Raw genomic sequence first — 19,688 nt, 5'->3', positions numbered from 1 at the left:
AATGATGCCTACAGTACGCGGCGTGCTTTCAGGTAAGTTTTTTTCCATGTGCCCGAATTCAGGTTGGAAACTGTCACACCAGGTTTGCCGTAAGTGTGGAGAATCTTGCCGTTGCCTGCATATACCGCTACATGCGTTACATTTTTACCATTAGCTCTGCTGCCGCTGGAGAAGAAGACCAGATCGCCTACACGCAGATTCGATTTGGATACGGCTTTTCCGACCTTGGACTGTGCTGCAGAGGTGCGGGGAAGATTGACACCATATTTTGAAAAGATATATTTAGTAAATGACGAGCAGTCAAAATATCTAGTAGTAGAAGTGGATGCCCCGAATACATAGCGGGTGCCCATATATTTTTTCCCCAAATTAATAATCTTCTGTCCGGTAGAGGACGACGACACGGATGCGGCAGCAACGGGTGCTGTGCCGGCTCCGCTAGCTATCAGGGTGCTGAATCCGATAGTAGTGCACATCCCGATGACAATTGCTTGCTTGAACCATTGTTGCTTCTTCATGTTGTAATTACCTCCCAGGTTTAAATCTTTCTGTCTTTCGTCTTGCTCTGTTACGTAGTATATCAGGAAATTCATCCCCTAAATCTTTCCTCGGAGGCCTCAAACCAAGGCCGGGACTGGCATGGAAGCGTTTTATTAAAATTTGATTAAAAGTTACAAAATATTAATATATCAAGCATTTAAAAGCAAAAAAAGCCCGGGAAATCCCTTGCTGTCAAAGGGGTTACCGGACTTTTGGATTTGAAACAAAAGTTACAAACATGTCTCCATAACGCTATGTAATTCTATCATTTTAATCGTTGCTTTGAATAATCAGGAGCAGTCCGCTCTCTATGGTTACGATACCTGACTCTCCAAGCAGACGGTTGCTTACCGCAAGTGATTGTCCAAGCTTTAGCGTAGCATTTTCCAGCGGATACAAAAATCCCTGGAGGGTTATTCCCGTCACTTCTGGAGTCAGAGGCAGCAGAGAGACGTAGGTATACCCCCGGTCGAGCACCAAAGCATGGGAACCTGTCAAAGTAATATAGTTGTGGGCATCTACAATAGAGCAGCTTACCTGCCGCTGGAGCGCACGGGTCATCATCTGGATACTGGCAAGAGTTTGATCCATCCGCGTCCCTGTTACCCCTGTAATCAGGATCGACTCAGGCTGTTGTTCAAGGGCCAGCTCCAGCGCCATCTCACTGTCGGTCAGATCCTTGTTAACCGGATCGCAGCTGATGATTTCCTTGCTTCCCTGTTCAATTCTTATTACATCCTCCGGAGACACGGAGTCGAAATCCCCTACAGATATATCGGGTGTAATGCCGTGGGATACCAGGAACAACGCCCCGCGGTCCGCGCCGATCACAAAATCCCCTTCATCTAATAGGCGAAGGCAATCTTCGGACAGCTCTCCGCCGGCTACAATAACAACACGACTCACTGGCAATACAATTCCTCTCCTTCTATTGGTGTATGGTTTGTTATCCTGACCAAGTATAATGCAGTTTTGAAAAGTTGTACAATTGCCGCGGCAGACGCTAAAATAAAGGAAGTGCGTTTATAGAACAGGGGGTGAGAACCATCATAAATGTATTGTTCGTATGCCTGGGTAACATTTGCCGGTCGCCGATGGCGGAAGCGGTACTGCGCAGCAAGATTGAACAGCGTAAGCTGGACAACCGGATTGCGGTAGATTCAGCCGGTACCGGAGACTGGCATATCGGCAAAGTGCCGCACGAAGGTACCCGGCGGATACTGGACCAGTACGGGATCAGTTACAAGAATATGACTGCTCGGCTTGTGAACAGCGATGATTTTGACCGGTTTGATTATATTATCTGCATGGACAAGTCGAATGGCGAGAATGTTCGGAAGCTTCCCGGAGGGGATAAGGCGGAGCTGCTGTTTTTTATGGATCTGCTGCCGGAGGAAGAGCTCAGGGAGGTGCCTGACCCGTACTTTACCGGAAACTTTGAACAGGTCTATGACCTGATCAGTGCAGGCTGTGATGTGCTGCTTGACCGGATTGCCAGCGAAAAGCTGTAAAGGGTGCTGAAAGTGCTAAGACCGGATGCCGTCCTTAAAAATAAGGACGGATACCGCTGTACCCGTCCCGGTTGAAAGCGTGTCCAACGCCTCATCTTACATATGTTCGCCAGATGTTCACGATTTCTTTTTTCAAGGCTGTTTTATTGGTTAAAGAAATAGAGTAATGATTCAGGTAGCTCTTTTTGCCAGAATCCCCAGAGATGGCGGCCGTCTTTTTCGCGATAGGATACAGTTGCTCCCCTGGATGCAAGCAAATCCCTTGTATCCCGGTTCATCTGCACAAAATCATAAATTCCCGTATCTGTCTGATAATCACGCTCTTGAAGACCTACGACCATATTAATATCAAGCCAGGAGAGATCCTCTTCCCTGGCGATAATATCCTGGGATTCGGGGTAATAGGCGCCGGACAGGCTGAGAACCCGGCTGAACAATCCCGGGTAAGCAAGGGCTATATGCAGTGAGACACTGCCGCCCAGTGAATCACCGGCGATAATCCGCTCATCAGGCGTGCGGCGGACCGGATAATTATGTTCAATGAAGGGAACAATCTCCTCGGCGAAGCAGGCCATGTACGGATTAAATCTGCTGCCAAAGGGAGCATATTCTTGCGTCCGTACAGGAATATTAACTTCAACACCTACAATAATGAAGGGTTCCACATCTTCTTCTGCAATCAGTTGCCCGGCGAGGGTGGCAATCCGGCCGAAGTTGAAGAATTCCTCCCCGTCCTGGCAGTATACAACAGGATAGCTGAGAACTTCATTATAACCGGGTGGAAGATAAATGCGCAGCTTCCGCTCTTCCTGCAGGTGTTCGCTCCACAAGGTTTGCTTAACAATTGTACGTTTCAGAAAAACAGGTTCGCTCATAGCTAAATCGTCACCTTTCTTGTCGAATTTTGCATTAAACATGCGCTTGCGTTAAAATGACACGGGCAGGTTAATGTGTTATTCCTCATTTACTTGCCGGGAAATGACTTCTCTGTTATAGGATATTCAACATCCTGTTATACATACAAAATTTATGGAAACATAAATTTTATGCGTATTTCTTTGACGAAACAGATAAAACAGGTGTATAATAATTCTATAACAGAGACCACTGATATTCAAATTTTTTTATTGAGGTGAAAATGATGACCAGAGTTCCTTATGAAGTGTATACAGAGGACGTAGAGGCCCTTTCGGTGCTTTCGCCGGATGGAGAAGTTATCAACAAGGATAAACTGCCTGACCTTACTGATGATCAATTGAAAGAAATTATGTACCGTATGGTATTTACCCGTACATGGGATGACCGTGCTGTTAACCTGGGTCGTCAAGGCCGTCTTGGTTTCTATGCGCCGGTATCCGGCCAGGAAGCAACAATGATCGGCAGTGAATTTGCACTTGAGAAAGAAGACTTTATCTGCCCAGGCTACCGTGACATTCCTCAGCTGGTATGGCACGGGCTTCCATTATATCAAGCATTCCTGTATTCCCGCGGCCATCAGCATGGCGGACAAATTCCGGACGGCGTTAACGTCCTGATGCCTCAGATCATTATCGGTGCACAAATTCTGCACGCTACCGGAATCGCGATGGGCTTCCAGCTCAAGAAACAAAAGAACGTTGCAATCACTTATACAGGTGACGGCGGTTCTTCCGAAGGCGATTTCTATGAAGGCCTGAACTTTGCAGGACGCTTCAAATTGCCGGTAATCTTCTTTGTACAAAATAACGGCTACGCGATTACGACTCCGTTCGCTAAACAAACAGCTTCCAAATCCATTGCCCACAAGGCGGTAGCAGTCGGTATTCCGGGTATCAAAGTTGACGGTATGGACATTTTTGCGGTTATTACTGCAGTTCGCGAAGCTGCTGAACGTGCCCGCAATGGTGAAGGTGCTACGCTGATTGAAGCTGTAACTTACCGTTTCCGTCCGCATTCCCTCTCTGATGACGCCAGCAAATACCGTTCCAAGGACGAAGAAGGACAATGGAGCGAGAAGGATCCGATCAACCGTCTTGCCAAGTATTTGGAGAAGAAGGGCCTTTGGACCGAAGAAGATACACTGCGCGTAAGAGAAGAAGCGAAAGCGACTGTTAACGAGCAGATCAAAAAAGCAGAGCAAACCGAAAAAATGACCGTGTCCGGCTTGATCGACAGCATGTTCGAGGTAACTCCGAAGCATCTGGAAGAGCAAAAAGCCGATTTTGAATAAGGGGGATTTCAGGCAATGGCACAAATGAATATGAAAGAAGCAATCCGCGACGCAATGCGCGTGGAACTGAGTCGTGACCCTAACGTCATGATCTTCGGAGAAGACGTTGGTAATGTAGGCGGCGTATTCCGTGTAACGGAAGGGCTGCAAAAAGAGTTTGGCGAAGAGCGTATCTTCGATACACCGCTTGCCGAATCCGCAATCGGCGGTCTGGCTTTCGGTCTGGGCGTACAAGGCTTCCGTCCGATCGCTGAAATCCAGTTCGTAGGTTTTATCTTTGAAGCACTCGACCAGATCGTTATCCAGGCTGCACGCCTGCGCTACCGTTCCGGCGGTAAATATAATGCTCCAATCGTATTCCGTACGCCTTTCGGCGGCGGTGTTAAAGCGGCAGAACTGCACACGGATTCCCTGGAAGGCCTGATTGCCCAAAGTCCTGGTATCAAGGTTGTTATTCCTTCCAACCCTTACGATGCCAAGGGACTGCTGATCGCCTCGATCCGTGACAATGACCCTGTATTCTTCATGGAACACTTGAACCTGTACCATGCGTTCCGCGCTGAAGTGCCGGAAGGCGAATACACCGTTGAGCTGGGCAAAGCAAATGTTGTCCGCGAAGGCTCTGACGTATCGATCATCACGTACGGCCTGATGGTACATACTGCTACCAAAGCGGCCGAACAGCTTGAGAAGGAAGGCATTAAGGCTGAAATTATTGACCTTCGTACAGTTAGTCCGATTGATATCGATACTATTGTAGCTTCTGTGAAGAAAACCAACCGTGCGATCGTTGTGCAGGAAGCACAAAAGAGCTCCGGTGTGGCGGCTGAAGTTATCGCACAAATCAACGAAAAAGCAATCCTTCATCTGGAAGCGCCTGTACTCCGTGTTGCAGGCCCGGATACTGTATATCCTTTTGCACAAATCGAGGATACCTGGATTCCAACACCAGCACGTGTAATTACAGCTGTTAAGCAAGTTCTGGAATTCTAAGAAGCTTTATCTTTTGCCGTCCTTATACAAGGACGGCACCCGTTTTCTGCACTATTGGGCCGATGCGTTAATAGTTAAATCGAAGCTGCAGCGGCTATCACATTTTATGGGAGGTTATCAAGGTGGCAAAATTTGAGTACCGGTTCCCTGAGCTGGGCGAAGGTCTGCATGAAGGCGAAATTATCAAAATGCATATCAAAGCCGGCGATAAAGTAACCGATGACGATATCGTAATGGAAGTACAGAATGACAAGGCGGTAGTAGAAGTGCCGTGTCCGGTTAACGGCACAGTACTGGAAGTCTTCACCAAAGACGGCCAAGTATGCCGTGTAGGCGAAGTTGTTGCAATTATTGATGCAGAAGGCGATGTGCCTGAGCAAGAGGGCGGACATCCTGCTGAGCAAGCTGCCCAGGAAGCCGATGCATCTAAAGGTGCAGTGGACACTACTTCTTCCCCTGCTGCTGACAGTCCGCTTGCCGGAGGTTCCGTGAACTTTGAATACCGTTTCCCTGAGCTGGGTGAAGGCCTGCACGAAGGTGAAATCATCAAAATGCATATCAAAGTCGGCGACAAAGTAACTGACGATGATATCGTAATGGAAGTACAGAACGACAAGGCAGTAGTGGAAGTGCCTTGCCCGGTTAACGGAACCGTACTTGAAGTGCGTGTGAAGGACGGACAGGTCTGCCGTGTTGGCGAAGTTGTAGCTGTAATTGCTGCTGAAGGTGAAGTGCCGCAGCAGGAAGGCGGCCACGCTGACGCTCCGGCGGCACAGGAAGCTGCAGCGGCTCCGGCAGCTGCACAAGCTGCTGCTCCAGCTCCTAACCGTGACATTCTGGCTACGCCAAGTGTACGCAAATTTGCCCGTGACAAGGGCGTTGATATCTCCAAGGTGAACGGTTCCGGCAAGAACGGCAAGATCACTCTTGAAGATGTTGAGAACTTCCTCAAAGGCGGATCTGCAGCACCTGCGGCAGCAGCGGCTCCTCAAGCTGCAGCACCAGCAGCAGCTGAAGCTCCAAAGGCAGCTGCCAAGGCAGCAGCACCTGCAGCCTCCGGCAACGCAAGCCTTGAAGAAGAACGCGTACCGTTCAAAGGTATCCGTAAAGCGATCTCCAATGCGATGGTTAAATCGGCATACACAGCACCTCACGTTACCATCATGGACGAAGTGGATGTTACTGAGCTGGTAGCTTTCCGTACCCGCATGAAGCCTGTTGCCGAGAAGAAAGGCGTGAAGGTTACTTATCTTCCGTTCATCGTTAAGGCACTGGTTGCAGCATCCCGTCAATTCCCTGCGCTGAACGCAATGATTGACGAAGAGTCCAATGAAATTGTCTACAAAAAATACTACAATATCGGTATCGCTACAGATACTGATAACGGCCTGATTGTTCCTGTTATCAAGGACGCTGACCGTAAGAGCATCTGGATGATCGCAAGTGCAATCACTGATCTGGCTGTACGCGGACGTGACGGCAAGCTGTCTGCTAACGAAATGAGAGGCAGCACGATTTCCATCAGTAACATCGGTTCCGCCGGCGGTATGTTCTTCACACCGATCATCAACTTCCCTGAAGTTGCGATCCTTGGTACAGGCCGCATCACTGAAAAGCCGGTTATCAAGAACGGTGAAGTGGTAGCAGCTCCGGTAATGGCTCTGTCCCTGAGCTTTGACCACCGGATCATTGACGGCGCTACAGCACAGAACTTCATGAATTACATTAAGACCCTGCTTGCAAATCCTGATATGTTAGTTATGGAGGTGTAATTAATGGTAGTCGGAGACGCTTCAATCGAAATCGACACATTGGTAATTGGTGCAGGTCCCGGCGGGTATGTGGCGGCAATTCGTGCCGCCCAGCTCGGCCAAAAGGTTCTCATCGTGGATAAATCGGAACTCGGCGGCGTGTGCCTGAACCGCGGATGTATCCCTTCCAAAGCACTGATCTCTGCAGCTCATCAATTTGAGGCTGCTCAGCACGGCGAAGTTTTCGGTGTAACTGCCGAGAACGTCAAAGTTGACTGGTCCAAAACTATGGAGTTCAAAAACGGTGTTGTAAAAAGAATGACAAACGGCGTAACCAGCCTGATGAAAGGCAACAAAATTGAAGTATTCAGCGGCGAAGCTATGTTCATCAGCACAAACGAAGCCCGTTTGTTCAATGACCATGAGTCCCCGCGCTACAAATTCAACAACTGTATCATCGCGACCGGTTCCCGTCCGATTGAACTGAAGCCATTCCCGTTTGGCGGACGTATCCTGTCCTCCACAGAAGCTTTGGATCTGCCGGAAATTCCGAAGAGCATGATCGTTATCGGCGGCGGATACATCGGTGCCGAGCTGGGTCAAATGTACTCCAAATTCGGCACAAAAGTAACAATCATCGAAGGTTTGGACACTGTTCTGCCTGGCTTTGACAAGGATATGACCCGTCTGGTTGCCAAGAACATGGCAAAAACCGGCATCGATATCGTTACCAATGCCAAAGCGGAAAGTGCTGTACAAAACGACAAGGAAGTTACCGTGAAATACTCCGTGGGCGGCGAGTCCAAGGAAGTTACTGCGGAATACCTGCTTGTTACTGTAGGCCGTCGTCCGAACACTGACGGCGAACTGGGTCTGGATCTGATCGGCGTTGAGCTGGATGACCGCGGTCTGATCAAGGTTGACCACCAAGGACGCACTAATATCCCTAACATTTATGCTATCGGCGATATCGTTCCTGGTCTTGCTCTGGCACACAAAGCTTCTTACGAAGGCAAAATCGCAGCAGAAGCGATCTCCGGACACAAATCCGTGGTTGATTACAAAGTCATCCCGGCTGTTGTCTTCACAGATCCTGAATGCTCCAGCGTTGGTCTGACTGAGAAGGAAGCCAAAGATAAAGGCTACAAAGTAAAAGCCGGCAAATTCCCGTTCGCGGGCAATGGCCGTGCGGTATCCCTGAACGCTCCTGACGGCTTCATCAAGATTGTGGCTAACAGCGAGAACAACCTCGTTCTGGGTGCGCAAATCGTTGGTCTTGAAGCTTCCAACCTGATTGCTGAGCTTGGTCTGGCAATCGAAATGGGCGCTACACTCGAAGATATCGCTCTGACCATCCACGCGCATCCGACCCTTGGCGAAATCGTCATGGAAGCGGCTGAGCTGGTGGAAGGCCACCCGATTCATGTAGTGAAATAATAATTCAGATCTGCTTTAGCAGATATTTTGAAGAGGGCGTATTCTTTTGTCATGAAAATGACAGGAGATACGCCCTCTTTTTTGATGGCAGGGATAATAAGCTGTGTTAAGATTTAGGGAGGAAGGCTTGGCTGAGTAAAGACTTGATCAGACGCCAGGATGTTGTCCGGCGGGGAAGTCGAGTATATACCAGCAGAACAGGAGGAGGGCCGATGAAAGCAGCAGCACTGCAGCCCGGTGATGAAATCCGAATTATTTCTCCGTCTAACAGTTTAGGCATTATTTCAGAGGAGCAGATCTCCTTATCAGTAGAGAAGCTGGAGTCATTGGGATTTAAGGTGTCTTTTGCAGAACATGCCTATGAACATGATGAATTTGCTTCTTCTTCTGTGCAGTCGAGGGTTGAAGACATCCATAATGCTTTTAGCGATCCAAATGTGAAAGGAATACTTACAACCATTGGAGGATTTAATTGCAACCAGCTGCTCCGGCATCTGGATTATCCTCTGATTGCGGCTAACCCCAAGCGTCTGTGCGGCTACTCGGATATTACAGCGCTGGGCAGTGCCATTTATGCCAAAACAGGGCTGATCACTTATTCAGGCCCTCATTTTTCAACGCTTGCCATGCGTTACGGGAATGAGTATACTGTGGATTATTTCGTTAAAATGATGATGGCAGATGAACCTGTTGATGTGTATCCTTCCGAACACTGGAGCGATGATGCCTGGTATTTGGATCAGGAAAACCGCACCTTTGAAATGAACGAAGGGCCATATACCATTCATGCAGGACAAGCGGCAGGAAAAATTATCGGCGGGAATCTCTGTACGCTCAACCTGCTGCAGGGAACGGAATATATGCCGGGTCTGAAGGATGCCATATTGTTTCTGGAGGATGATTATGAGTCTCATCCAGCGACCTTTGACCGCGATTTGCAGTCTTTAATCCACCAGCCGGAGTTCCGGCATGTAAGGGGATTGGTCATCGGCAGATTTCAGCGGGCTTCGGCAATGTCCCGGCAGCTGCTGGAGCACATCATCAATACCAAGCCGGAGCTTGATGCTATCCCTGTTGTCGCTGATGTTAACTTCGGGCATACTTCGCCGATCATTACTTTTCCGCTGGGTGGACATGCTGAGCTGCAGGCGTCTCCAGATAAGGTGAGGCTGCGGATCCGGTAAACGCTAAGAGTCAGGACAGCCGGAAATGAATTTGCATTTCCAGCTCTTTAGTAAGTTACAAGGAAGGTCAGCTCATGGTAAACTGATATAAGAGATAGAGGAGAGGAGTACTGCAGTTTGCGTAAATATTTGGATTTACTTCAGGATATATTGGACCACGGCACACCAAAAAGTGACCGGACAGGAACCGGCACATTATCCGTATTCGGGCGGCAGCTTCGTTTTGATCTGTCAGAAGGATTCCCGCTGGTAACGACGAAGCGCATCCACCTGAAATCGGTTGTGCATGAACTGCTGTGGTTCCTTAAGGGAGAAACGAACATAGCCTATCTGAAAGAGAACGGTGTCTCGATCTGGGATGAATGGGCGGATGAGAACGGTGAGCTTGGACCGGTGTACGGCTCCCAATGGCGGGCCTGGGAAAGCGCCGATGGCCGTCATATTGACCAGATTACTGCAGTTATAGAAGGGATCAAGAACAACCCGGATTCCCGCCGGCATATTGTAAGTGCCTGGAACGTGGGCGAAATTGACCAGATGAAGCTTCCGCCGTGCCATTTTGTGTTTCAGTTTTTTGTGGCCGACGGCAAGCTGTCCTGTATGCTCACCATGCGGTCGGTAGATACCTTCCTGGGACTGCCCTTTAACATTGCAAGCTATGCCCTGCTGACACATATGGTTGCCCAGCAGACAGGTCTTGAGGTCGGCGATTTCATCTGGTCCGGCGGAGATGTGCACATTTATACAAATCACCTGGAGCAGGTAGCCACACAGCTGGCCAGGGAGCCTTATGATCTGCCTAAGCTGAACATCCGCCGTAAGCCGGACAGCATTTTTGATTACACCTTCGATGATTTCGAGTTTGTGGATTATGTACATCATCCGGGAATTAAAGCACCGGTAGCGATATAGCAGGACTTGAAGCATTTACTCTTAATTCCTTGAACAGGAGGGCATAGCGATGAGTATAACTTTGATCTGGGCAATGGATGCTAACGGTTTGATCGGCAAAAATAACGACCTGCCCTGGCATCTCCCGCGCGATTTTGCTTATTTTAAAGCGGAGACACTGGGCAAAAGAATGCTGATGGGCCGCAAAACCTGGGATTCCCTTGGCGGGAAGCCGCTGAAGGGGAGAACGAGCATTATTTTGACCAGAGACACTGATTATGCGCCTGAAGGTGCAGAGGTGGTGCACAGTCTGGAGGAAGCACTCGCGGAAGGCCGCAAGGATGATGAACTGATGGTCGTAGGCGGTGCAGAGATTTATCAGATGATGCTGCCCTATGCGGATAAGCTGCAGGTGACCCGGATTGAAGAGGCGTTCGAGGGGGACACGAAATTTCCTGAAGTGGACTGGAGCCAGTGGGAAGAAGTGTCCAATACGCCGGGCATACGTGATGAGAAAAATCCGCACGATTACCGATTTTATGTTTATAAACGTACGGATCGGTAAAAAAGCGTTTTCTTACTATTTTCTCTGACACTTCATGTGAAATAGTGCAAATAATCAGCAGATTAGTCCATTACAGTGCGAAAGTGTTGAATGCTACTATAGTTAAAATTAGAAATGCTAAACTTGAAAGTAGTATAGAATGTGCAGGTACTATTGCGCTGAACTGAGATCATTCCGCAGCAATATGCTACAATGTACTATACATCAAGACGAAGAGAACGGATGGGGGAAACGTAAATATGTCTACACCTACTGGATTTATGGAGTATAAGCGCCAGCTCCCAGGTGACCGGGATCCTGAACAGCGCATCAAAGACTGGGAGGAATTCCACCACCATCTAAGCGAGGAAGAGCTGCGGACTCAAGGCGCGCGCTGTATGGATTGCGGAACCCCTTACTGCCATACCGGCATTGATATGATGGGAGGAACATCCGGCTGTCCTGTGCACAACCTTATTCCGGAATGGAATAACCTGGTGTACCGGGGGCTCTGGAAGGAAGCGCTGGAGCGTCTGCACAAGACGAATAACTTCCCGGAATTCACAGGCAGCATCTGTCCTGCACCTTGCGAAGGCTCATGTACCGTCGGCCTGATCGGCCAGCCGGTGACGATTAAGACGATTGAGCTGGCGATTATTGATAAAGGCTTTGAGGAAGGCTGGGTCGTCCCTTGTCCTCCTGAGAAGCGTACGGGCAAGAAAGTGGCAATTGTCGGTTCGGGTCCGGCAGGACTTGCCGCAGCCGCGCAGCTTAACAAAGCCGGACACACTGTTACTGTATTCGAACGCAGCGACCGTGTAGGCGGGCTGTTGACATATGGTATTCCGACAATGAAGCTCGACAAGCGCGTAGTACAGCGCCGCGTGGATCTGCTTGCTGCTGAAGGTGTGAATTTTGTGGTCAACACTGAAATCGGCAAGGATATTCCTACGCAGCAGCTGGTGGATGAATATGATGCCGTTGTACTCTGCGGCGGAGCGACCAAAGCACGCCAGTTCAATGTGGAGGGCAGCGACCTTAAAGGCGTTATGTACGCCATGGATTATCTGAACGGCACGATCAAGAGCTACCTGAATTCCGGCCTGCAGGACGGTAATTATGTATCAGCTGAAGGCAAGGATGTCGTTGTACTGGGCGGCGGAGATACCGGATCAGACTGTGTAGCCACCTCACTGCGTCACGGCTGCAAGAGCATTACACAGTTCGGTACACATGACAAAGCGCCGCTGGAACGCGATCCGATTGCCAATCCATGGCCGCAATTCCCGAATGTATATACGCTTGATTATGCACAGCAGGAAGCCAAAGCGGTCTTCGGTGAAGATCCGCGGGAATTCTCGATCATGACCACCAAATTTGTGGGTGATGAGGAAGGCAACCTGAAGGAAGTACACACGACGCAGATCCGCCGGATGGTGGACGAGACAGGCCGTAAGATTTATCAGCCGGTTCCCGGAACTGAAGCGGTCTATCCGGCACAGCTGGCTTTGATCGCAATCGGTTTTGACGGCCCTGAGCAGGATATGATTCAGGAGCTGAACCTTGAGACAGACCGCCGTTCCAATGTGAAGGCACGCTACGGCAAATTTAACACAAACGTGGATAAAGTCTTTGCAGCTGGCGATATGCGCCGCGGCCAGAGTCTGGTGGTCTGGGCCATCAACGAAGGACGTGCAGCTGCCCGTGAAGTCGACAAATATCTGATGGGATCCACAGTGCTTGTCTAAAAGGCATTTTATCTATTTTAACTCAATTAGATCACAAAGAAGCCGTCTCCTCAGCCTACGCTGGAGGGACGGCTTTTTGTCTGCCTTTACAATGGCTTGTATTCTTACCCTTCAACCTTGAAGCGCTCAATCTTGCTCTGAAGGTCCGCGGCCATCCGGGACAGCTCTGTGGATGATGCTGAAATCTCTTCCATGGATGCAAGCTGCTGCTCTGTCGCTGCAGTTACATTCTGGAACGCATCCGATGTGGAGCGCGAGATGCTGGCAATTTCTTGGACAGAAGCTGCCACCTCCTGCGCACCTGCCGACATTTGCTCGGTGATGGCTGAAACATCATGAATTTGGCCGTTAATTTTGGCGGTAGAAAGCTCAATGCTGGAGAAGGCTTCTTTCGCTTGAACAGTAACCTTAATACCAAGCTCCACGTCAGCAGACACGCGGGTCTGAATGGCCTCGTAAGTCTGATCAATCAGACCCGTCATTTCGGCAATGGTTTCCTGAATATTTTCTGCTGTCCTTCTGGACTGGTCGGCAAGCTTGCGTACTTCTGTGGCTACCACGGCGAATCCTCTGCCGTGTTCACCTGCACGTGCAGCTTCAATGCCTGCGTTCAGGGACAAGAGATTGGTCTGTGCGGCAATATCGGAGATGGCCAGGCTCATGGAGGATACCTGGGCATTAAGCCCGTTTAATTGTCCGATCAGTCCAGCTGAGGTCTCGGTAGACTGCCTGATGGCATCCATCTGCCGGGTGACCTGTTCCATGACTCTGCTGCCGCTGAGAACATCTGCTTCCGTATCTGCGGATGAATCGACGATCATCGCTGCGGCTTCAGCTATTTTTTGAATCCCGGAAGACATCTCCTCCATCGCGCGTGATGTCTCCACCATGGAGGCGGTCTGTATCTCTGCCCCTTCACTGGAGTCCTGCACCAGCTCGGCCACATAGGCTGTGGCTTTGGAGTTCTCTTCAGTGGTCGCGGTCAGCTGTTCACTGGAAGAAGCCAAAGCTCCGGAAGTATCCGTAATATCGACTACAATACTGCGGAGAGAACCCACCATAAGATTATAGTTTTTGGCAAGCTCGCCGATTTCATCCTTGCGGTTACTGTGGATCTGTTCGTTCAGATATCCTTCGCTGACCCGGCGTGCAGATTCGTTCAGGCTGCGGATCGGCCGCGTAATCGAGCGGACAATGAAGTAGAGCAGCGTTAATGCGATAATTAAAGCCAGTGCCAATACGATCAGATTTTTGTAGATGATCGGCAGGGAGGCATCAGAGAATTCTTTAGTGTCCAGTACACCGATAATTTTGAAGCCGGTAGCGGGATTGGTAATGTAGTAACCGCTCATTTGCTGACCTGTATCGGGATTGGTGTATGACAGCTTGCCGCTGTCCTGGTCCAGCAGACCCGCCACATACGCTTCTACATCTTCGCCAGCTGCTTTGGACGGATGGGAGACAAATTTGTGATTACGGTCCATGATGAAGAAATAACCGCTTGTACCGAGCTTAACCCCGTTAATCTGTTCACTCATCAATTTCAGATTAAGGCTGACGGTGAGCGCTCCCTGTCCGTCTTTTAAGGTCTCAGAAAGGTATAAATTATAATTCCCTGAAGTAGCGGATACAAAAGGATCTATGATAGTGACTTTACCGGGATTGCCCATTGCGGCTTTATACCAGTCACGGGTGCGCGGATCATAATCCTGGGGGCCCGGGTCCGGGGCCTTCATCCAAGAGCCGTTGTTGTTTCCCGCGGTCAGAATTTCAAGCTCCGGATGTTCCTTCATGAACAATTCAATTAAAGTCCGGGTTGCCGGTGTCTTGGCTTCGATGTCATCCGAAGTGATTTGCTGACTGAGCTGCTGGAGATTTTTGACCGCTGCAGTTAGTGTTTCGTTAAGTGTACCGCCGAGAAGATCTACGTTTTCACGTGTCGCATCCTGCATTTTGAGCTCAAGCTGCTGACTTGCTCCGGTGTACGAAAAATAGCTGACCAGCAGAATAGGCACCACCAGCAGTATAGTGAAGAATAACATCATTCTTCTTTGCAGTGACTGGGCTGAAAACTTCTGCAGCAAACGTTGCATGGCTGTGTTCATGGATACGGTTCCCCCTAGACTCATTCAAGCAGATTGGATAACTTGTTCCGCTTCAAGAAATGTTTTATTTTTATCTTCGGTAATAAGACACAATATTTTCATATTTAATCTTAAAAAATGTCGAAAAAGATGTTTCAAAGAACATTACTTGACGTGCTTGCTATTTTCGGATACATTTATAACCATATTTTATACAGGAACAGCGTTGATCAAGGATCTATGCTTTACGGTATCGTCAGAACAGAAAGAGGACTCACCGGCTGAGAGGTCCTTCGAGTACGATAGAAGCATACCCTGCCTTGGAAGCTGCCGTATTCTGCTGATGCTGAATGCAGCCGGGGACCTGCCGTTATCAGGTAGAGAGGACTGCCATTCAAATTTGGGCGGTTAAAAAAGGGTGGTAACACGACATATTCGTCCCTGACGGATATGTCTTTTTTGCGTTTCAGTATCCAATCAACACATTAAAGGGAGCTGATGAATATGCGTCAAAACAATCTGCTGGCTTCAACTCTTCGTGAAGCTCCGTCCGAAGCGGAGACTGCCAGCCACAGGCTGCTGCTTCGTGCCGGTTACATCCGCCAGCTGGCGGCCGGAATCTATACCTACCTGCCCCTGGGCCGCAGAGTACTGCGCAAGATCGAGAATATTGTGCGTGAGGAGATGGAGGCAGCCGGAGCACAGGAGGTACTGTTGCCTGCCATGCAGCCCGCTGAGCTGTGGAGAGAATCGGGACGGTACGAAGTATACGGGAAGGAGCTGGTAAAGCTACAGGACCGTCATGAGCGGGAATTCGTCCTTGGACCCACACACGAGGAAGTCATTACAACACTGCTGCGCGGGGAAATCAGCTCCTACCGCAGGCTGCCGGTAACGGTATACCAGATACAGACCAAGTTCCGTGATGAACGGCGTCCGCGTTCCGGGCTGCTGCGGGGCAGGGAGTTCCTGATGAAGGATGCCTATTCGTTTGATATTGACCTGGAAGGCCTTGACCGCTCTTATGTACAGATGTATGCAGCCTACCAGAGGATATTGGCGCGCTGCGGACTTAACTATGTGGCTGTCCAGGCAGATTCCGGAGCCATCGGCGGAGAAGGCGGGAGCCATGAGTTCATGGCTATATCGGACATTGGCGAGGACATCGTAGCAGTCTGCTCAGAATGTGATTATGCAGCGAATCTGGAGCAGGCAGAGGTACATGCCGGAGAGCGCACACCGCTGCAATTAAATGGGGATGCACTTCCCGCTGCAGAGAAAATTCATACTCCGGCTATGCGGACCATTCAAGAACTGGAGCAGGGACTTAATATTACAGCGGAGCAGGTGATCAAGACACTGGTGTATACCGGTGGTGACAAGACTTTTGCCGTCCTGGTCAGAGGGGATCATGAAGTTAATGAAATCAAGGCGGCCAGAGCTATGGGAGTCAGTGAAGTGAGCCTGGCCGGTTATGAAGCCCTCAAGGATACAGCCGGCGTTGAGAGCGGGTTCGTGGGTCCTGTCGGCTTGTCTATGCCGATTCTGGCAGACAGGGCGGTGGCAGAAATGGCTCAGGCAGTAACGGGAGCAGGGGAAAAAGATTATCATCTGCGCGGAGTTGTACCGGGCCGGGATTTTTCTCTGGATCATGTGGGCGATTTCCGCAATGCCGCTGAAGGGGAATGCTGTCCGCAGTGCGGCAGGGGAGTGCTTCATTTTCATCAGGGAATTGAAGTGGGTCATGTGTTCAAGCTGGGTACGAAATACAGTGAAAAGCTGGGCGCAGATTATTTAAACGCTGCGGGCAGGAAGCATCACATGATCATGGGCTGCTACGGTATCGGAATTTCCCGGCTGGCTGCTGCTGTGGCTGAGCAGAATCATGATGAACAAGGGCTGATTTGGCCGTCTGCGCTGTCTCCTTATCGAGTGCATATCCTGCTCATGTCGGTTAAGGACAAGGAACAGGCTGCAGCTGCTGAAGCATTGTATGAACAGTTGACTCAATCAGGAATTGACGTATTATTGGATGACCGGGATGAACGGGCAGGTGTAAAGTTTAAGGATTCAGCTTTAATAGGGATTCCAATAGCCATTGTAGTAGGTAAAGACGCTGTGGCGGGAAAAGTGGAGTGGATGGACCGCAGGGAAAACACGAAAGAGCTGATGAATATCTCTGACGCCGCAGCCCGTGTCATTCAAAGCCGGAGCTAGGCAGTCTGCAGTTTTTCTGTACAAAACCCGTCAGCCATGGACTGACGGGTTTTTGCATGCCGGGGCAAGTTTATTTTGTTGGACAAATCTAGCTTTTTGCATGAACCTGCTAAAATGTGCGGGAAAATGGTATAATAGACTACTGGACGTGTTTTGGAAGAATGAAGGTAAGGAGCGATTATTTTTGAAAACACTCATTATTGCGGAAAAACCGGATATGGGGCGGAATATCGCCGCCGCAATAGAACCGAAGGCCAAAAATCACCGTTCCTATCTGGAAGGGGAGCAGTACATCATCACCTGGGCGATCGGACATCTCATCGGTCTGGCCGAACCGGAAGCCTATGACGACAAATATAAAAAATGGAATATTAACGATCTGCCGATTATTCCCGAGCAGTTCAAGCTGGTGCCGAATGCGCGTACGCTGGATCAGCTGAAAGTCATCGGCGAGCTGGCCAAACGCAGTGATCTGCTGGTCAATTCCTGCGATGCCGGGCGGGAGGGCCAGCATATCTTTTCCCTGATCCAGCGGCATTTGAAGCTGAGCCAGCCTGTCAAAAGATTATGGATCTCCGACCTGACGCCGGAAACGATCCGCAAGGGATTCCAGGAGCTGAAGGACGGCTCCGAGTACGAGAATCTGACCAAAGCGGCCAGAGCGCGCAGTGAAGCCGACTGGCTGATCGGCATGAACGGCTCGCGCGCTTTTACAACCAAGCATAATGTGCTGCTCTCGGTCGGCAGGGTACAGACTCCGGTGCTGGCGCTGATCTATGACCGGCAAAAGACGATTGAAGCCTTTTCTTCGCTCAAGTTTTTTGAGGTGGAGGGACATTTTACCCAGAATGAGATGAGCTACAAGGGAATGTGGCAGGGCGAGCGGATGACAGATGGGGCCAAAGCCGAAGCGCTTGCCGCCAAGGTGAAGGGCAAACCGGGCCGGATTGCTTCCTATGAGGTCAAGGAGACGAAGGAGTATCCGAACAAGCTGTACGATTTGACGCTGCTGCAGCGCGAAGCGAACGGCAAGTATGCTTTTTCCGCCAAAAAGACACTGGATATTGCCCAGGCACTCTACGAAAAGCACAAGGTCATTTCCTATCCGAGGACAAACTCGAACTATGTTACGGAGCAGAATATCCCGGAAATGCACAAAACCTTATCTGCGCTGCAGGGAACCTCTTACGATGAATGGGTAAAGGGCGCTAACCGGAATCTGGTCCACAAAGGCAATAAATTTATCTGCAATCCTGCCAAAGTGGAAGATCACCATGCCATTCTGCCTACATACCGCAAAGCATCCGGACTGAGCGCAGATGAAGCCAAGCTGTATGATCTGATTGTGCGCCGTTTTCTCTCGCAATTTTATCCGGCAGCGGAATATAAGGTTCATACAGTCATTACAGAGGTTGAAGGCGAGAATTTCAAAACCACGGTCAAGGAATTGTTAAGCCTCGGCTGGAAAGTTATTTATGCGGACCAGAAGAAGACAGCGTCCAAGCCTGCAAAGGGCAAAGGCAAAGAGGATGAAGAGGACGAAGAGATAGAGGTCAGTGAACCCTTCTCGATCTCGCCTGCGGAGGAAGTGCTCTGCAGTGACGCCATCGTCAAGGAGAAGGATACCCAGCCGCCCAAACACTACACGGAGGGTACGCTGCTCAAGGCAATGGAAAGTGCCGGCAAGCAGATCGAAGATGAGGAACTCCGGGATGCCATGAAGGATTCCGGACTGGGAACTCCGGCGACAAGGGCGGCAACCATTGAGCGGCTTAAGAATGTCGGATATGTGGAAATGCAGGGTAAAAAAATTACCATCACACAAAAGGGCCGGACGGCGATCGAGCTGATCCGCGGCGCCGGTGTGGAGCTGCTGACCTCGCCGGAGATGACCGGACAGTGGGAACGCAGACTTAATGAAATTGCCAGAGGCACTGCGGCAGACAGCCAGTTTATGGAGAACGTCAAACGTTTTGCCTCCATGATCGTGGACAAGGTAAGGAAACAGTCCCGAGCCGACAAAACCTCCTTTGAAGGGGATACACCGCCTGCCGGCAGCAAAGGCCGGGGCAAGGCAGGTTCGGCGCGGAAAGGTGAGGGCAAAGCTGCTGCTTCCGGACAGCGTAAGAGAAGCGGAGAGACTGCAGCCGGTACAGCGGTCCGCATCCCTGCGGCAGGAACAGCCAGACCTGCGAAACCGGCGGATGATGGTCCGAAAGTGATCGGTTCATGTCCGCGTCCAGGCTGCGGCGGAATGATCTTTATGGGACGCAAAGGATATGGCTGCTCCCGTTACAAGGAAGGCTGTAAATTTGTGATCTGGAAGGAAAGCTACGGACGAAGTCTCACGGATTCACAGGTGAAGGCGCTGATTGAGAAAGGGAAGACAGGCAAGCTGAAGCTTTCCGGGGCGGACGGTTCCCCGCAGGAAGGCAAGCTGGTGCTGGCTAATATGGATACGGGGCAGTTAGAGATAGAATAACAGCCGGAGCCGGATGAACAGCTGCGCTCTGCTGCAACCGCAAAAAGGATGTGTCCGCGGCCGTGATTCATTGGCGGGGACACATCCTTATCTTTGT

The 19,688-nt window shown here is 50.1% G+C and carries 15 protein-coding genes; 11 read left to right on the top strand and 4 right to left on the bottom strand.

Translation table 11 applies throughout. The annotated features are described in order from the left end of the window. Positions 1–8: 8 nt before the first annotated feature. Together C2I18_RS28690 and C2I18_RS28685 are read right to left on the bottom strand one after the other, a co-directional pair. Positions 9–518 carry a C40 family peptidase gene (locus C2I18_RS28690; RefSeq protein ID WP_249899089.1) on the bottom strand — a complete coding sequence of 170 codons (510 nt, stop codon included), beginning with the start codon at positions 516–518 and terminating at the stop codon, positions 9–11. 292 nt (positions 519–810) lie between these two features. Continuing rightward, the gene (locus C2I18_RS28685; protein ID WP_249899088.1) at positions 811–1,452 is read right to left on the bottom strand and encodes a thiamine diphosphokinase; all 642 of its coding nucleotides are present in this window, start codon (positions 1,450–1,452) and stop codon (positions 811–813) included. A gap of 134 nt (positions 1,453–1,586) precedes the next feature. On the opposite strand from C2I18_RS28685, the gene C2I18_RS28680 reads away from it, so the two are divergent. Further along, entirely contained in the window at positions 1,587–2,051 is a 465-nt protein-coding gene (locus C2I18_RS28680; RefSeq protein WP_249902285.1) for a low molecular weight protein-tyrosine-phosphatase, read from the top strand. Between the two features lie 143 nt (positions 2,052–2,194). On the opposite strand, the gene C2I18_RS28675 is transcribed toward C2I18_RS28680, so the two are convergent. After that, the gene (locus C2I18_RS28675; RefSeq protein ID WP_249899087.1) at positions 2,195–2,926 is read right to left on the bottom strand and encodes an alpha/beta hydrolase; all 732 of its coding nucleotides are present in this window, start codon (positions 2,924–2,926) and stop codon (positions 2,195–2,197) included. A gap of 266 nt (positions 2,927–3,192) precedes the next feature. On the opposite strand from C2I18_RS28675, the gene pdhA reads away from it, so the two are divergent. The 8 genes from pdhA to C2I18_RS28630 all read left to right on the top strand — a co-directional run bounded on the left by pdhA (position 3,193) and on the right by C2I18_RS28630 (position 12,808). Next, positions 3,193–4,260: a pyruvate dehydrogenase (acetyl-transferring) E1 component subunit alpha gene (pdhA, locus tag C2I18_RS28670; RefSeq protein ID WP_249902284.1), complete on the top strand. Its 1,068-nt coding sequence runs from the start codon at positions 3,193–3,195 to the stop codon at positions 4,258–4,260. Positions 4,261–4,275: 15 nt separating this feature from the next. After that, positions 4,276–5,253, top strand: a complete 978-nt coding sequence (locus tag C2I18_RS28665) for an alpha-ketoacid dehydrogenase subunit beta (RefSeq protein ID WP_249899086.1) — start codon at positions 4,276–4,278, stop codon at positions 5,251–5,253. A gap of 122 nt (positions 5,254–5,375) precedes the next feature. Further along, the gene (locus C2I18_RS28655) at positions 5,376–7,025 is read left to right on the top strand and encodes a 2-oxo acid dehydrogenase subunit E2 (protein ID WP_275100945.1); all 1,650 of its coding nucleotides are present in this window, start codon (positions 5,376–5,378) and stop codon (positions 7,023–7,025) included. Positions 7,026–7,028: 3 nt separating this feature from the next. Beyond that, positions 7,029–8,441, top strand: coding sequence for a dihydrolipoyl dehydrogenase (gene lpdA / locus C2I18_RS28650; RefSeq protein WP_249899085.1), 1,413 nt, complete (start codon positions 7,029–7,031; stop codon positions 8,439–8,441). Positions 8,442–8,653: 212 nt separating this feature from the next. Beyond that, entirely contained in the window at positions 8,654–9,625 is a 972-nt protein-coding gene (locus C2I18_RS28645) for a S66 family peptidase (RefSeq protein WP_249899084.1), read from the top strand. A 117-nt stretch (positions 9,626–9,742) separates the two neighbouring features. Beyond that, positions 9,743–10,537 (top strand): thymidylate synthase, encoded by a 795-nt coding sequence (thyA, locus tag C2I18_RS28640; RefSeq protein WP_249899083.1) that lies wholly within the window; start codon positions 9,743–9,745, stop codon positions 10,535–10,537. Positions 10,538–10,586: 49 nt separating this feature from the next. Beyond that, complete coding sequence (locus tag C2I18_RS28635) at positions 10,587–11,081, top strand: dihydrofolate reductase (protein WP_249899082.1); 495 nt, start codon at positions 10,587–10,589, stop codon at positions 11,079–11,081. Between the two features lie 239 nt (positions 11,082–11,320). Then, the gene (locus tag C2I18_RS28630) at positions 11,321–12,808 is read left to right on the top strand and encodes a glutamate synthase subunit beta (protein WP_249899081.1); all 1,488 of its coding nucleotides are present in this window, start codon (positions 11,321–11,323) and stop codon (positions 12,806–12,808) included. 104 nt (positions 12,809–12,912) lie between these two features. Here the strand turns inward: C2I18_RS28630 and C2I18_RS28625 are convergent, their stop codons facing one another. Further along, positions 12,913–14,913, bottom strand: a complete 2,001-nt coding sequence (locus tag C2I18_RS28625; RefSeq protein WP_249899080.1) for a methyl-accepting chemotaxis protein — start codon at positions 14,911–14,913, stop codon at positions 12,913–12,915. Between the two features lie 483 nt (positions 14,914–15,396). On the opposite strand from C2I18_RS28625, the gene C2I18_RS28620 reads away from it, so the two are divergent. Next, on the top strand, positions 15,397–17,109 hold the full coding sequence (locus C2I18_RS28620; protein WP_249899079.1) for a proline--tRNA ligase: 1,713 nt from the start codon (positions 15,397–15,399) through the stop codon (positions 17,107–17,109). Positions 17,110–17,293: 184 nt separating this feature from the next. Further along, complete coding sequence (locus C2I18_RS28615) at positions 17,294–19,591, top strand: type IA DNA topoisomerase (RefSeq protein ID WP_249899078.1); 2,298 nt, start codon at positions 17,294–17,296, stop codon at positions 19,589–19,591. The last annotated feature ends 97 nt before the right edge of the window (positions 19,592–19,688 follow it).

It is taken from the genome of Paenibacillus sp. PK3_47 (assembly GCF_023520895.1).
Lineage (GTDB): Bacteria > Bacillota > Bacilli > Paenibacillales > Paenibacillaceae > Paenibacillus_AQ.
The sequence above is the reverse complement of the archived record's forward strand: the minus strand, read 5'-3'. Positions and strand labels throughout refer to the sequence as shown.

Bases quoted from the DNA above. Each gene is read 5' to 3' on its own strand.
- C2I18_RS28690 (WP_249899089.1), bottom strand. From the start codon at position 518: ATGAAGAAGCAACAATGGTTCAAGCAAGCAATTGTCATCGGGATGTGC.
- C2I18_RS28675 (WP_249899087.1), bottom strand. From the start codon at position 2,926: ATGAGCGAACCTGTTTTTCTGAAACGTACAATTGTTAAGCAAACCTTG.
- pdhA (WP_249902284.1), top strand. From the start codon at position 3,193: ATGACCAGAGTTCCTTATGAAGTGTATACAGAGGACGTAGAGGCCCTT.
- C2I18_RS28665 (WP_249899086.1), top strand. From the start codon at position 4,276: ATGGCACAAATGAATATGAAAGAAGCAATCCGCGACGCAATGCGCGTG.
- lpdA (WP_249899085.1), top strand. From the start codon at position 7,029: ATGGTAGTCGGAGACGCTTCAATCGAAATCGACACATTGGTAATTGGT.
- C2I18_RS28645 (WP_249899084.1), top strand. From the start codon at position 8,654: ATGAAAGCAGCAGCACTGCAGCCCGGTGATGAAATCCGAATTATTTCT.
- C2I18_RS28635 (WP_249899082.1), top strand. From the start codon at position 10,587: ATGAGTATAACTTTGATCTGGGCAATGGATGCTAACGGTTTGATCGGC.
- C2I18_RS28630 (WP_249899081.1), top strand. From the start codon at position 11,321: ATGTCTACACCTACTGGATTTATGGAGTATAAGCGCCAGCTCCCAGGT.
- C2I18_RS28625 (WP_249899080.1), bottom strand. From the start codon at position 14,913: ATGAACACAGCCATGCAACGTTTGCTGCAGAAGTTTTCAGCCCAGTCA.
- C2I18_RS28620 (WP_249899079.1), top strand. From the start codon at position 15,397: ATGCGTCAAAACAATCTGCTGGCTTCAACTCTTCGTGAAGCTCCGTCC.